The organism is Neisseria lisongii (genome assembly GCF_028463985.1).
GTDB lineage: Bacteria > Pseudomonadota > Gammaproteobacteria > Burkholderiales > Neisseriaceae > Neisseria > Neisseria lisongii.
In genome coordinates this window covers 743,788-758,955 of sequence record NZ_CP116766.1, presented here as the reverse complement: position 1 = coordinate 758,955, position 15,168 = coordinate 743,788, and the positions used below count along the sequence as shown (strand labels likewise).

Below are 15,168 nucleotides of genomic sequence, written 5' to 3'. Positions count from 1 at the left end.
ATAATACGGCAAGGCGAAGCCAACGCTGTAGTGCTTTGAGCTTATTCCACTATCAAATCCGCAAATCCGCTTTTCAGACGGCATGGTTTTACAGAAAGGTTAGCCCATGAACTTCCCGCCACGTTATGTTGCCAATACCCGTATGCGCCGTATGCGTAAAGACGATTTTTCCCGCCGCCTGATGCGCGAGCATACGCTTAGTGCCGACGATTTGATTTATCCGGTGTTTGTGTTGGAAGGCAGCAATCAGGAACAGGAAATCGCCTCCATGCCGGGCGTGAAGCGCCAGAGCTTGGACAAACTGCTGTTTACCGCCGAAGAAGCCTTAAACCTCGGCATTCCGATGTTGGCACTGTTTCCCGTGGTTACCCGCAACAAAACCGAAACCGCCGAAGAAGCCTATAATCCCGAAGGTTTGGTGCCGCAAACCGTGCGTACGCTGCGGGAAAAATTCCCTGAGTTGGGCATTATGACCGATGTGGCGCTCGATCCCTACACCAGCCACGGACAAGACGGCCTTACCGATACCGGCGGCTATGTACTGAACGACGAAACCATCGAGGTTTTGGTCAAACAGGCATTGTGCCACGCCGAAGCCGGCGCACAAGTCGTCGCTCCGTCCGATATGATGGACGGCAGGATTTTGGCCATTCGGGAAGCCTTGGAAGATGCCGGCCATATCCACACCCGCATTATGGCCTATTCCGCCAAATACGCCTCCGCCTTCTACGGCCCGTTCCGGGATGCCGTCGGCAGCAGCGGCAATCTCGGCAAGGCCGACAAAAAAACCTACCAAATGGATCCCGCCAACACCAACGAAGCGCTGCACGAAGTGGCGCTGGATATTCAGGAAGGTGCGGATATGGTGATGGTGAAACCGGGCTTGCCGTATTTAGACGTGGTGCGCCGTGTCAAAGACGAATTCGGCGTGCCGACTTATGCCTATCAGGTTTCCGGCGAATACGCCATGCTGCAAGCCGCCATTCAAAACGGCTGGCTCGACGGCGACAAAGTGATTTTAGAAAGCCTGCTGGCGTTCAAGCGGGCCGGTGCCGACGGTATTCTGACCTATTACGCCATCGAAGCCGCCAAACAACTGAAAAACCGATAACAATACACTGACCATGCCGTCTGAAAAACGAGTAAAAACGGGCGACTCGCTTCCCGCCCAACAAAACACCCATTTTTCAGACGGCCTCAACATTTCCCGTTTCCCCACATTTTAACAAGCACCCGATTATGACCGAACACATCCGCCTGCAAGCCGCCCGCCTCCAGTCCGCCACCGTTGCCCTTCCCGGTTCGAAAAGCATCAGCAACCGTACCCTGCTGCTGGCGGCGTTGTCCGATAATACCTGCGAAATCCGTTCGCTGCTCAAATCAGACGATACCGACCGTATGCTCGAAGCGCTGGAAAAACTCGGCGTGCAGATCGAACATCTGTCGGAAGGCCGTCTGAAAGTACACGGCTGCGGCGGCAGCTTTCCCAATCGGGAAGCCGATTTGTTTCTCGGCAATGCCGGAACCGCCTTCCGCCCGCTGACCGCCGTGCTTGCCATCCTCGGCGGCAATTACCATCTGCACGGCGTACCCCGTATGCACGAGCGGCCGATCGGCGACTTGGCAGACGCATTGGCGGTGGCCGGTGCCGATGTCCGCTATTTGGGTAATCCGAACTATCCGCCGCTGCAAATCGGCGCATACCGAAGCAGCGGTGTCCGCACCATTCCGATTAAAGGCAATGTGTCCAGCCAGTTTCTGACCGCCCTCTTGATGGCCTTGCCGCTGACCGGCGAAGCATTTGAAATCGAAATGGTCGGCGAACTGATTTCCAAGCCTTATATCGCCATCACTTTAAAACTGATGGCGCAGTTCGGCGTAGAAGTGGAAAACCGGCAATACCGCAGCTTTAAGATTCCCGCAGGCAGCCGCTACCATGCGCCGGAAGTGCTGCATGTCGAGGGCGACGCTTCCAGCGCTTCCTATTTCCTCGCCGCCGGTCTCTTGGCGGAAAACACGCCGATACGGGTTACCGGCATCGGTTTGAACAGCATTCAGGGCGACGTTGCCTTTGCACGGGAACTGGAAAAAATCGGGGCAGATGTGGTATGGGGCGACCATTTTATCGAAGTTTCCCGCCCCACAGGCCGCCCCGTCGCCCCGTTTGATTTGGATGCCAACCACATTCCCGACGCAGCGATGACACTGGCGGTGGTGGCGCTGGCGAGCGGCCAAACCTGTACCCTGAAAAATATCGGCTCATGGCGGGTCAAAGAAACCGACCGCATTCACGCCATGGCGACCGAATTGCGCAAATTAGGCGCAGATGTGCGGGAAGAAGCCGAAGCCATTCACATTACCCCGCCGGCAAACCTCAAAGCAGAAGTCGCCATCGACACTTATGACGACCACCGCATCGCCATGTGTTTCTCGCTGGTTTCGCTGCTGGGCGTACCCGTTGTTATCAACGACCCCAAATGCACCCATAAAACCTTCCCGACCTATTTCGACGTGTTCGCCGGATTAACCCAAGCCGCCGAGTAAAGCCGCCATGCCCGCACCATTGCCCAAAGCCTTTGCCCTGCTCGGCCCGACCGCCAGCGGCAAAACCGGCTTAGCGCTCCAAATCGCCGAACGCCTACCGGTTGAAATCATCAGTCTCGATTCCGCCTTGGTTTATCGGGATATGGACATCGGCACCGCCAAACCGAGTGCCGCCGAACTCGCCGCCGTGCCGCATCATCTGATTAACATTATTTCGCCGCCGGAAAGCTACAGCGCCGCTGAATTTGTTGATGACTGCATCCGGTTGGTCAGCGAAATTCACGGGCGGGGCAATTATCCGCTGATTGTCGGCGGCACCATGATGTATTACCACGCCCTCACCGCCGGGCTGAACGATTTGCCGCAGGCCGATCCCGAAATCCGCCTCCGACTGCAAGCCGAAAAAGCGCAACACGGTTTGGCATATCTTTACGAACAACTGCAACGCATCGACCCCGAAACCGCAGGCCGTCTGAAAAGCAGCGACAGCCAGCGGATTGAACGGGCGCTGGAAGTATTTATGCTGACCGGCAAACCCCTGAGCCGACATTTCTCGCAACAGCAAACCCGACAAACACCGCTGGATTTGCACACCATCGCCCTACTTCCCGAAAACCGTGCCGACCTCCACCGGCAAATTGCCTACCGTTTCGAGCAAATGCTGGCGCAGGGTTTTTTAGACGAAATGCAGTCTCTAAAACAACGCTACCCCGAACTGCACAGCGACACCCCGTCCATGCGCTGCGTAGGCTACCGTCAGGCATGGGACTACCTCGACGGCGTGTACGACTACCCGACCTTTGTCGAAAAAGGCATTGCCGCCACCCGCCAACTTGCCAAACGCCAACTCACTTGGCTGCGGAAAATCCTCATCGACCAAGCCCTCGACCCCTACCGCCAAAACGACTACGCCCAAACCGCCCTGCAGCAGGTCAAGCAACATTTTGAGGCCGTCTGAAAACAGGCTGCTTGAAAACGAATATATCGTGAATGAACTGAAAAAATACGACACTTCAGCAAGCCACCTTCCCGCAGACGGGACAGAAAACCGTGTGTAGCGTGCATGCCTATGCATGCACGAGTTTGCTTCTATCGTGAATTTGGAATGTGATATTCACTATGTGGACTCACTGAATTCGTGCGTGCTTTGGCACACACGCTACACCAAGTTCACCGGTAGCGTGCTCTTCTCAGGGTGTAGCGTGCATGCCTAAGCATGCATGGGTTCTTTAATTTCACATGAACGCCGTCTGAAAACGAGCATAGCGAGTTTCTGCGAAGCTAAAACTAAAATCGGGAAAAGGTAGTTTGTGTTGCCATACTTTTAAAGTAAATTCACGATAGAAAAATGTTCCATAAAACCCCAGTCCTCCATATCATGCCGCTCACCACGCCGCCCGTCGCCCCCAAAACACTGACCACCCTCCAAGCCCTCGGCATTGCCACGCTGCACGATTTGCAGCAAACCGGCGCAGTACGGGCGTTTCTGCTGCTCAAAGCCGCCGGTTGCACACTGACCCTCAGCACCCTGTGGCAGCTTGAATGCCTGTGCCGCAACTTACCGCCGCATTCTCTCGACGACGAACAAAAAAACGCCCTGCGCCAAGCCCTGAAAAACCACCCGCCGGTTGCCGTATTTCCAAGCAAAGAAGAAATGGCAGGCTGGATGAACGAAGCATTAAAACAGGCAGCGCAGGCCGCAGCACTCGGCGAAATCCCCGTCGGCGCAGTGGTCGTCAAAAACGGCAAACTGATTGCCGCCGCCCACAATACCTGCGTCAGCGACTGCGACATCAGCCGCCATGCCGAAATCCGCGCCCTCGCCGCCGCCGGCAAAGCCCTGCAAAACTACCGCCTCGACGGCTGCGATGTCTATATCACCCTCGAACCTTGCCCCATGTGCGCCTCCGCCCTGATTCAGGCAAGAGTCGCCAGAGTGATTTTCGGTGTCGCCGAGCCAAAAAGCGGCGCCGCCGGAAGCGTACTCAACCTGTTCGCCAATCCCACCATCAACCCCCACACCGCCATACTCGGCGGCGTATCCGAAGAACCATGCCGCCATATCCTGCAACAATTTTTCCAACAACGGCGGCAATGCCCATAAGTACACATGTTTGATAAATTCCACATCCATGCCGTCTGAAAACTAACTACACCCGATTTTCAGACGGCCTCGCCAACTTGAATCCCCATTACCCTTATGCTATGTTAAGCCCTTTTCTAAATATACTGGGCTTCTTATGAAACTCTCGGAAAACAGCGCCTCCGCCGGGCTGGTGGTTGGCTGCATACTGTTCGGCTTGGGCAGCATTATTGTCGCCCATCTCCCCATTGGTGCTTACGCCATCGCCTTTTGGCGGCTTGCCGTTGCCTCGGTTATTTTCCTGATTTTGGCACGCCTGTTCCGCCAGCGCTTTCCCCGCAGCAGCCAAGCCCGCCGCTGCGCACTGATTGCCGGTCTGTTTCTCGCATTCGACCTTGCCCTGTGGCACGAAAGTATCTACGCCGTCGGCCCCGGCATTTCCACCCTGCTCAACAGCCTGCAGATTTTCTGGCTCTCCGCCATCGGCTTTATGTTGTACCGCGAACGCCAAACACCGCTGCAACTGTTCAGCATGTTACTTGCCACCCTCGGCGTGGTTCTGATCGGCAGCCCCGAATTCAGCCACAACGGCAACGCCTTATGGGGCTTCACTTCCGGCACACTCTCCGGCCTGTGTCTGGCATTATCCATGGTTTTCGTACGCAAAACCCACGAAGCCGAACCCACCCCCATTTTTCCCCTGATGCTGCTGATCAGCATCGGCGGCATCATCACCCTGATCGCCCCCATGCTCCTGCTCGACACCGGCAAAATCCTACCCACCACATGGCAGCAAGTCGGCTGGATTCTGGTGTACGGCGCAGTCATGCAGTGCCTTGCATGGGGGCTGATTGCCTACTCAATCCCCATGCTCTCCCTCGCCCTCACCGGCCTTCTGTTGCTCACTGAACCCGTCGCCGCCCTGATCATCGACACCTTCCTGCTCGGCAAAAACATCAACACCCTCCAATGGCTTGGCGCCACCTGCACCCTGACCGCAATTTATTTGGGATCGTTAAAGAAAAGCAAATAAAACTAATTGGAAACAAATAGATAAATTGAAAATCTCAATAAATTCAGCCGCCCGAAAGCGGCTGAATTTTTTAATATATATGGTTAAAACACCGAATTTTCTGTACAAATCGGCAAGCTGATGACAGTCGGAATATGTGGTGGGCAACAAGCTAAGTTGCTCCACCTGCACTTTGTTCCCCGTCCCGCTGGCGGGAAGGGGCTAGGGGAAGGGTGGCTCGCTGTAGTGTCATATTTTTTCAGTTGATTTACTATAGTGAATCCACTTAATAAACCGTACGATTTTCAAACACGCCCATCATTCCGACTTTCATCGGAATGACGGATAGAGATTGGCTGTTATTATTTTAAAATGAATCCACTATATACAAATGATTCTTAAGATTTATCCCCCCTAACTCCCCCCTCGGCGAATACCCAAAATAACGGTTATATTCTCGGCTAAACTGGCTGGGGCTTTCGTAGCCGACGGCAAAGGCGACGGCGGCGATGCTTTCGGGCTTGGCTTGCAGTTGCTTGCGGGCTTCGGTAAGGCGTAGCGATTTTTGGTATTGTAGCGGTGATAAATGGGTGATTTTTTTGAAATGATGATGAAAACCTGACACAGACATACCGCATTGTGTTGCAAGGCTTTCTACGCTCAAGGGTTCGGCGAAATGGTTCTGTATCCATTGTGTGGCTTGGGCGATGCGTTGGGTATGGCTACCAAAGCTGAGTAAAGCTCGCAATTTTTCGCCTGCTTTCCCTTGCAATAAACGATAATAAATTTCCTGCTGATATAAAGGTGCAAGAAAATCAATCTCATTTGGCGTTTTGAGTAAATTTAATAAGCGTTCAAATGCCTCACTTAAGCCTTGTTCTAAATGCCATTGATTAAAAGTGTGATCATTCGTAGCAGTCGGATAATGGCTCGGCAAACGCAACAGCAAGCGGGAAACTTCTTCTAAATCCAGTTTCATGGATACCGATAAATAGGGCTTTTCGGCATTGGCGTGCTGAACTTGCATGGTAACAGGCATATTCACAGGGCAGAACATAAAGTGCGGCTGCGAAAAGACCGTACATTCATCGCCTAAGCAAATTTGTCGTTCCCCTTGTAACACAATACAAACGCTCGGCTCTTGGATATAACTTTCAAAATGTTGCGGTTTATCGCATTGATGGACGAACAGCCCTTTGATTGGCGTTTGCCAGACTTCATTTTTGGGGGCGAGTTGTAATAAAGTTTGGATAGTTTGTTCGGATAGCATAAAATTTTAGAGAATTAGGCAAAATATTTGTAGAAATAATATAGGCTATTGGACAACATTTCAATATAATAACCGCACTTTTAACAATCCTAGAAGAGAGCAAATTATGAAAATTTTTTACCAAACAAGCGCAACAGCAACTGGCGGTCGTGATGGACGTACACAAGTGGATGACGGTTCAATCGGCTTTGATTTAGTGGGCTTTCAAAACGAAAGCGGTAAAGTCGGCACTAACCCAGAACAGTTATTTGCGATGGGCTATGCGGCGTGCTTTGACAGTGCAATGAACCACGTTGCCCCAACCTTAGGCTTAAAACCAACTAAATCTTCAACCACCGTTGGCGTGGGGATCGGTCAAAAAGCAGACGGTGCGTTTAGCCTAGATTTAGACATCACCATCACCGTGGAAGGCTTGAGCGAAGCCGATGCCAAAACCTTAATCACCCGTGCCCACGAAGTTTGCCCATATTCCAACGCAACCCGTGGCAACGTAGATGTGCGTTTGCACGTTAAGGTTGTTAATTCTTTTGATTTATAAGGATAAATGCGATGGCAATAGTTAAAGATTTTTTACACAATAGTTTTAAACATAACGTTGAAGCAGGCAAAATGCAGTTTGGTGTGGGCTTGGAAACCACATCCGCTGACGTGGCGGAAGCCTTGGCAACCACGGATTACGACTGGTTGTTTATTGATGGCGAACACGGCCCGCATACGGTGCAAACCATTTTAGACGTTGCTCGTGCCATCGCCCCTTATGAAATGACCCCAGTGGTGCGTGTTGCCGAAGCGGGAACAGGCATTTTCAAACAGTTAATGGATGCGGGCATTCAAAACATTATCGTGCCGAAAGTGGAAAGTGGCGAAGAAGCCGAGCAAATTATGTACTGGGCGAGCTATCCATCTCGTGGTAATCGTGGAATGGGGGCTGGCGTGGTGCGTGCTTCACGCTTTGGGCGTTACCCTGATTATCAGCAACGCATTGAAAACGAAACAATGATTATGTTGCAAATTGAAAGCAAAAAAGGGATGGAAAACCTTGACGCAATCGTCAAAACCCCGGGCGTGGGAGCGATTTTCCTTGGACCTGTGGATCTCGCCGTTGATATGGGACACGGTTTGAACATTTTCCATCCTGAAGTGGTAGAGAAAATGGAATATGCGATTAAACGTATTCAAGAACTCGGCGTGCCTGTCGGCACTATCGCTGCAACCCCAGAGCAAGCCAAACATTATGCCGAAATGGGCGTAACGTTCCTTGGCGTTGGTGCAGATACCGCATTTTTAACCAAAATGGCGGATGATACATTAGCAAGTTATAAAGCAGTTTTATAAAATAATGCCGTCTGAACGTGGTTTTCAGACGGCATTTTTGCAGAAAATTTAAGATTTTTGACCGCTTGTACGCTTCATAATAAGGAAAGCAAATGAACAACTATCAACCTCTCTTCCAACCCTTAACCTTTAATAATGGTGTGAGCCTAAAAAACCGCTTAGTGGTCGCACCGATGACCCATTTGGGTTCAAATGATGATGGCTCGTTGGGCGAACAGGAACGCAAATTTATTGCCAACCGTGCCGAAGATTTCGGGTTATTTATTACTGCGGCGACGTTAGTTGCCAAAGGCGGTAAGGCATTTCACGGGCAACCTGAAGCCGTGGGCGAAAAAGATTTGCCTAGCTTGCAGGAAGTTGCCGAGATCATCAAATCGCAAGGGGCAAAAGCGGTGTTGCAAATTCATCACGGCGGTAATCGTTCCCTGCCAGAATTGAATGATGACGTGGTTGCACCGTCCGCAAGCGAAGGCGTGCGAGCCTTGACCGAGCAAGAAGTTGCCGATTTGGTGCAAGCCTTTGCCAATGCGACAAAACTTGCCATTCAAGCGGGGTTTGACGGCGTGGAAATCCACGGGGCGAATGGCTATTTAATCCAGCAGTTCTATTCGGCACAAAGCAACCGCCGTCAAGATCGCTGGGGCGAGCGTTTGGCGTTTCCGCTTGCGGTTGTGGATGCCGTAAGTGCTGTGCGTGAACAACTGCAACGCCCTGATTTTATTATCGGCTATCGTTTCAGCCCAGAAGAAGCGGGCGACGATGGTTTGACGATGAGCGATTGTTTCAGCTTAATTGATGCCTTGCTGGATAAGCCGTTGCAATACTTGCACGTTTCATTGTGGGATTTCTACAAAAAAGCCAAACGTGGGGCGGACACGAACCTTGAGCGAATTAAGCTTATTCACGAACGGATTAACGGCAAATTACCGCTGATCGGCGTGGGTAGTCTGTTCAGTGCCGATGATGTGCTGAACGCCTATCAAACGGGCTGGGCGGAACTGATCGCCGTGGGCAAAACCGTGATGATGAACCCGAATTTTGCCACACTGATGAAAAACGGCGAGCAGGATAAAATCATCACCGTCTTAGATTTAAGCCGAGCAGATCAGTACGGTATGCCCGATCGCTTATGGTATCTGTGCGGTCAAGATCAAGCGTGGCTACCGCCTGTGAAAGATAAAGACTGGGTTGCGATGGATATTTAAAGTTGGATTGATAAAATTAATTCTATAGTTCAAACATCGAATTTTCCATACAAAAGCAGGCGCAGGTTGTGGGTAGCGAGGTACGATCGTAACCCAACAAAATCTTATGTTTCAAGGTTTTTAAATAATGTTGGGTCTCGACCCAACTTACGCCCTGTTTAAAAAACGTATGAATTATTCAGTGAATTCACTATACGTTAATTTTACCCAAGCTGTCTGAAAATATATATAGCGAAACAAGCCGTCTGAAAACTTGGTTTTCAGACGGCTTGTTTTATTCAGTCAGACTGTTTATCGCAGATTACTGGCTGTCTTTTTTCGCTGTTTTACGGGTGCGTGGAGCAGCGGTTTTCGGCTCTGCTTTTTTGGCAGGGGATTTTTTCGCTGTTTTCGGGGCGGCTTTGGCATCGGTTTTGGGTGCTGCTTTTTTGCGTGTCGGTTTGGCTTTCGCTTGGAATTGCGGCAGCTCTTGCACTTTTTTCAGCAATACTTCGCCCATTGGTTTTGGATTACCGCTGAACAGGGTTTGCAGACCGTTGTTTTCGATGATGTGACGGCGCAGTGCCAAACGTTCTTCGTGGTTTTCCGCCAAGCGCACGGCGCAATCGACGTATTCGTCTGCGGTGTGGGTAATCAGCCATTCCGGCAGACCCAAGCGTTTGAACAGGCCTTCGTCGATGTGTTCGTGTACTTCAGGACCTGTTTTGCATACGCCGACCAAGCCCAGCGTTACCATATCGATAATGCCGTTGGTGTTGCCGAATGGGAACGGGTTGATCATCATGTCGCAACCGTACAGCGTGCGCAGGTAATCGTGGTATGGTGCGTGTTGGTGGACGGTAGCGTCTTTGCCCAAGTAGGAACGGATAAATTTCTCTACATACGGGTGGGTAACGCCGCTGGATTGGCCCAGTGCGAAATGGAAATGTACTTTCACTTTGGCACGGTCTCGAATCACCCGACAGGCATCAAGGAAGTACGGATTCAGTTTCATGGTGGTTGCGGCAACGCCGATATTGACCACTTCCGGATTTTCAATCAGACGGTATTCTACGCTTTCGGGGGCCAGTGCGGACGGTACATACGGCAGTGCATCTTTCGGCAGGCGCAGCAGGGTTTCGCTGAAGCACTCTTCGCTACCGACGTAATCGTCTTCCACAATCACATATTCGATAAATTCGGAATGGGTGGTGCCGGGGTGGCCTAAGGCGATAACTTGAACCGGTGCCAGTCGGGTATTGGAAGCAAAAATGGTTTTCAAATCCATACCGATGCTCGGCATATAGAACACGGCCGGGTGGTATTCTTCAACACGGTTGCGGATTTCCCGCAGGCTGTCGAAGATGTTGCCGGAAGACAATTCGATAAATTCATCAAATACGTTGCGACCCGCCTGATCAACGTCTTTACCGCCGAAACCGATAATATGGAAATGTTCTCGGGCGGCAATCATAGACGTGGAATGGGTGCGGTAAATCGAGTGTGCGGCGTGGAAATGCTCAAGCAATACAAACATCACCGGTTTGCCGTTTACTTCGCCGAGTTTGCTCACATCGCAATCTTGCCAGCCGTTGCCCAGCAAATGCCCGCGGATAACTTTGTTCAACGCACCTTTAACATCGTGTTTATTGGCGGCAATATCGTAGCTGCAGTGCATATAGACATCGTGGCTGATGCCGGACGGAACACGGTTCAGGTTCGGCAGTTGTGCCAGTTTTTCAGGGAACCATTGCAGCAAAACACCCCGCTTATTGAATGCGGCAGGAGTGCCGATAAAGCGTGGCGACTGCAGGGCAAATGCTAGCGATGCGGTCAATTCGGGATTGCGTTCCCACAGTAAATCCAAGTTGATGTTGATATTGGATTCGGGCAGATAGAAAATGCAGAATTTGTTCAACACCAGCGGATCAGGACGCAGCAGGAAGTTGGTGTACAAATCTTCCGGCGCACCGGCGTGGTAGGCGGCCAAAATATGGTCGGCATTGTAATACGGCGAGCTGGCGAATACCATGTTCAACCAGCGTTGCAGCACCAAGAAACGCAATGCGCCGTCGTCGCTGATTTGCAGGTTGGGATCGGTAAACAGCGTGGTAATCGCCGAAGCCAAACGGGTACAGAAATAAACAATTTTCTCTTGTCCCAATTCGGGATTATTCAGCTGCTGCGGGATATCGCATTCGATATTGTCGATACCGCCAAAGTTGCTGTCGATCTGTTGCAGAATCGCCAGCAGCTCGTTACAGGCTGCTTCGTGGTTTTTAGCATGGATTTCACGTTCAAAACGAATCACACTCGGATTGGTTGCTTGAGTCATATCAGTGGCTTTTAAAAAATTATTAGGAATAAATCCGGTTTGGAACACTATTCAAACCGTAACAAAAATGAAATCGGGCAAAATTATACCATTGAACAGGACAAAAAATAAATCAAACCCGCATTTCAGAGCAACAGGCCGTCTGAAAACTGCACCTTTTTACATACAGTTTTCAGACGGCCTCAACATACCTCACTCAATCGTCCAAGTGGCTGCTGCTCGGTGCCAAGACATTCCGGTTGCCGTTGGCTTCGGGCGGCGAAACGATGCCGTCGGTTTCCATTTGTTCGATTAGGCGGGCGGCACGGTTGTAGCCGATACGCAAGGCTCGCTGAACGCCGGAAATGCTGGCTTTGCGGGTTTTCACCACATGGGCGACGGCTTCGTCATACATCGGATCGGTATCGCTGTCGCCGCTGCGGCTGAAAGCTGAAAACTCATCGCTGCTACCGCCGCCGAGAATATCGTCCACATAATCCGGTTCGCCGAACTGCTTGAGATATTCCACCACATGATGCACTTCGTTATCCGAAGCAAAAGCGCCGTGTACCCGTTGCGGATAGCCCGTACCCGGCGGCAGAAACAGCATATCGCCCTGACCGAGCAGGTTTTCCGCACCCATTTGGTCGAGAATGGTGCGGCTGTCGATTTTGCTCGACACTTGGAACGCAATGCGGGTCGGAATATTCGCTTTAATCAGGCCGGTAATCACGTCCACGCTCGGACGCTGGGTTGCCAGAATCAGATGAATACCGGCGGCACGGGCTTTTTGCGCCAAACGGGCAATCAGCTCTTCGATTTTCTTACCGGCAGTCATCATCAAATCGGCAAATTCGTCCACCACCACCACGATATACGGCAGTTTTTCCAGATATTCGGGATTATCCGGCGTGAGCGTAAACGGATTGACTATTTTCTCGCCCCTGCGGGCAGCTTCAACGATTTTTTCATTATAGCCCGCCAGATTGCGCACCCCCGCATGGCTCATCAGATTGTAGCGTTTTTCCATTTCATTGACGCACCAGTTCAACGCATTGGCCGCCAGCTTCATATCGGTTACCACCGGCGCCAGCAGGTGCGGAATGCCCTCGTAAATGCTCAACTCAAGCATTTTCGGGTCAATCATAATCATGCGCACTTCTTCCGGCGTGGCTTTAAACAGCATAGACAGAATCATCGCATTCACACCAACCGATTTGCCCGAACCGGTTGTACCCGCCACCAGTAGGTGCGGCGCTTTTGCCAAATCGGTTACTACCGGCTCGCCGGTAATGTCCTGACCCAGCGCCAGCGTCAGCTTGGATTGCGACTGGCGGAATGCCTGCGAATTGAAAATCTCGCTCAAGCGGATCATTTGGCGTTTCGGATTCGGCAGTTCCAAGCCCATGCAGGTTTTGCCCGGTATGGTTTCCACCACCCGAATTGATGCCACGCCCAGCGAGCGTGCCAAATCTTTTTCCAGATTCAGAACCGCCGATCCCCGCACACCGACATCGGGTTCGATTTCATAACGGGTAATCACCGGCCCGGAATACGAATCCACCACATTGACTTTGACTTTAAATTCCGCCAGTTTTTCTTCGATGGTAATGCTGTTTTCCAGCAAAGCCTCTTCGGTTTGCGCCGCACTCGGGTCAAATTGCGGCGGCAGCAGCAGATTTACGTCCGGCAGCGTGTAATGTGTCGGCGGCACTGACGATACAGACGGAACATAATCGGTTTGCACCGTTTGAGTTACTTGAGCTGTTTGAGCCGTTGCCGCCGCAACGCTTGGTGCAGGCGCAGCGGCAGGCGTGGCAAATGCCGCAGGATAGGCAGGCTGCGGCATATCGGTGCGAACCGTGTCTGCATACCCGCTGTGTTCCGCCTGTATATGGCGGTTTTCAGACGGCCTTTGCGGCTCGTATGCTTCATCCACCGATTCACGAATCAGAAAATCGTTCAGCGGCCGCAACACGGTTTCGGCAAACTGCGGCTGCACCGTACGCACCACCGGCGTTTCCGCCTGCGGCGGTGTATGGATAACAGGTTGAACTTCAATCACTTGCGCCACGGGCGGATTGGTCGGCGTTTGCACTGTTTCAGCTTGAATCGTCGGCGCTTCGTTTGGCATTGTATTTTCTACAGCGGTTTGCGGCATGGTCGGACGGATACGGGGGCGTGCCGGAATATATTCAGGTTCGGCTGGTGTATTGCCCGATGTGCCAGTACCACGGTTGGAACGCAGCAGCGGCACAGCTTCGGCGGTTGCGTTGCGGCGTGTTACGGCAGGACGTTGCAGATTAACCGCCGGCGTTTCGCTATCAAAACGGCGCACTTTCTGCATGGCGGCAACACGGCGCGCCAAATCGTCCTGAATACCGGCAATGTCCATTTCCGGTTGCCAGCGGTGGGCGGTTTCGTTTGGAGAAAAGGCTTGTGAGGCCGTCTGAAAACGAGCGAAGTGAGTTTCTGCGCAGCTAAAACCGCAGGTTTCGCTAAAACGAGCGAAGTGAGTTTCTGCGCAGCTAAAACCGCAGGTTTCGCTAAAACGAGCGAAGTGAGTTTCTGCGCTGCTAATAACATGCGGTTTGCGGTTTGCGGTAAAAGACAAATCGGCATAGCGGGCAGCGCTTGGGAGGCGGTGGTTCTGCTCCCGTTCGGCAAATACTTTTTCCCGTGTCCTCTGCAGCAGCGGATCGTTTAAATCGATGATTTCCAAATCCGCCATCGGCTGGGCCGAGGCTTTAATCGGAGCGGGTGCGGCTTCCGCAAGTGTTCGGGCAGCCGCCGCCCATTCCTGAAGGGCAGCCTCATGAAGCGAGCGGGTCGCATCCTGCAAGGTGATTTCTTCCCAATCGACACGGCCGACTTTTTGCGGGCGGTATTCGGGTTCGCCAAATTCTTCAAACGGCACAATCTCAGGGTCAGCCGCCTGCGACAAACGGCGGCGGCCGTTGCAGCCGATAATGGTTTTGCGGACAGGCTGCGGAATGTGTGGTTCAGGCAGCGGATGTTCGGGCGTTTGCGTTTCGGCAAACGCTTCCGAATGCTCGGAAAACTGCTGCGAATCGTCCACATATTGCCAAGTTTCGGGCTGCGGCTGCACCGGCGGGCGTTCCTGACGCACCGCCAGCAAACGTTTGAACGCAGCGTTTTTGCTGTTGTTTTCCGCATTCGGCAGGCGGCTGCTCAAATGTGCCAGCCAGCGGCGGCAGTGCAGATAAAAAGCCGGCGGTGGATTTTCGGTGGTCGGCTGCTGCACCGGCATATTTTTCTTTTGCCGCCACAGCCTGTCTTGGCGGACTTGCCACCACCACACGCCGCCGATGGCACACAACAATACAAAAATCAGGATATTCCACAACATAAATACGCAGCCTTATTTGACTTCCAACAGCAAAAACGCCTATTTTAACGTGTTTC

The 15,168-nt window shown here is 52.1% G+C and carries 11 protein-coding genes; 8 read left to right on the top strand and 3 right to left on the bottom strand.

From position 1 onward, the window contains the following. The first annotated feature begins 106 nt into the window (after window positions 1-106). The 5 genes from hemB to PJU73_RS03355 all read left to right on the top strand — a co-directional run bounded on the left by hemB (window position 107) and on the right by PJU73_RS03355 (window position 5,660). Window positions 107-1,111 carry a porphobilinogen synthase gene (gene hemB, locus PJU73_RS03375; RefSeq protein ID WP_237091844.1) on the top strand — a complete coding sequence of 335 codons (1,005 nt, stop codon included), beginning with the start codon at window positions 107-109 and terminating at the stop codon, window positions 1,109-1,111. Window positions 1,112-1,239: 128 nt separating this feature from the next. Beyond that, on the top strand, window positions 1,240-2,544 hold the full coding sequence (aroA, locus tag PJU73_RS03370; RefSeq protein ID WP_237091845.1) for a 3-phosphoshikimate 1-carboxyvinyltransferase: 1,305 nt from the start codon (window positions 1,240-1,242) through the stop codon (window positions 2,542-2,544). Between the two features lie 7 nt (window positions 2,545-2,551). Further along, window positions 2,552-3,502 (top strand): tRNA (adenosine(37)-N6)-dimethylallyltransferase MiaA, encoded by a 951-nt coding sequence (gene miaA, locus PJU73_RS03365; RefSeq protein WP_237091846.1) that lies wholly within the window; start codon window positions 2,552-2,554, stop codon window positions 3,500-3,502. 420 nt (window positions 3,503-3,922) lie between these two features. After that, window positions 3,923-4,648: a tRNA-specific adenosine deaminase gene (locus PJU73_RS03360; RefSeq protein ID WP_237091856.1), complete on the top strand. Its 726-nt coding sequence runs from the start codon at window positions 3,923-3,925 to the stop codon at window positions 4,646-4,648. 136 nt (window positions 4,649-4,784) lie between these two features. After that, window positions 4,785-5,660, top strand: a complete 876-nt coding sequence (locus tag PJU73_RS03355) for a DMT family transporter (protein WP_237091847.1) — start codon at window positions 4,785-4,787, stop codon at window positions 5,658-5,660. A 346-nt stretch (window positions 5,661-6,006) separates the two neighbouring features. Here PJU73_RS03355 and PJU73_RS03350 read toward each other — a convergent pair whose 3' ends face one another. Further along, window positions 6,007-6,909 carry an AraC family transcriptional regulator gene (locus tag PJU73_RS03350; RefSeq protein ID WP_237091848.1) on the bottom strand — a complete coding sequence of 301 codons (903 nt, stop codon included), beginning with the start codon at window positions 6,907-6,909 and terminating at the stop codon, window positions 6,007-6,009. Between the two features lie 106 nt (window positions 6,910-7,015). On the opposite strand from PJU73_RS03350, the gene PJU73_RS03345 reads away from it, so the two are divergent. The 3 genes from PJU73_RS03345 (at window position 7,016) to PJU73_RS03335 (ending at window position 9,449) form a co-directional block, all read left to right on the top strand. After that, window positions 7,016-7,447, top strand: a complete 432-nt coding sequence (locus PJU73_RS03345) for an organic hydroperoxide resistance protein (RefSeq protein WP_237091849.1) — start codon at window positions 7,016-7,018, stop codon at window positions 7,445-7,447. An 11-nt stretch (window positions 7,448-7,458) separates the two neighbouring features. Beyond that, window positions 7,459-8,244 carry an HpcH/HpaI aldolase family protein gene (locus PJU73_RS03340; RefSeq protein ID WP_237091850.1) on the top strand — a complete coding sequence of 262 codons (786 nt, stop codon included), beginning with the start codon at window positions 7,459-7,461 and terminating at the stop codon, window positions 8,242-8,244. Window positions 8,245-8,336: 92 nt separating this feature from the next. Then, on the top strand, window positions 8,337-9,449 hold the full coding sequence (locus PJU73_RS03335) for an NADH-dependent flavin oxidoreductase (RefSeq protein ID WP_237091851.1): 1,113 nt from the start codon (window positions 8,337-8,339) through the stop codon (window positions 9,447-9,449). Between the two features lie 301 nt (window positions 9,450-9,750). On the opposite strand, the gene PJU73_RS03330 is transcribed toward PJU73_RS03335, so the two are convergent. Beyond that, window positions 9,751-11,763 (bottom strand): UDP-glucose:protein N-beta-glucosyltransferase, encoded by a 2,013-nt coding sequence (locus PJU73_RS03330; protein ID WP_237091852.1) that lies wholly within the window; start codon window positions 11,761-11,763, stop codon window positions 9,751-9,753. Between the two features lie 196 nt (window positions 11,764-11,959). Continuing rightward, a complete protein-coding gene (locus PJU73_RS03325) occupies window positions 11,960-15,112 on the bottom strand; it encodes a DNA translocase FtsK (RefSeq protein ID WP_237091853.1) in 3,153 nt (1,050 codons plus the stop codon). Between the last annotated feature and the right edge of the window lie 56 nt (window positions 15,113-15,168).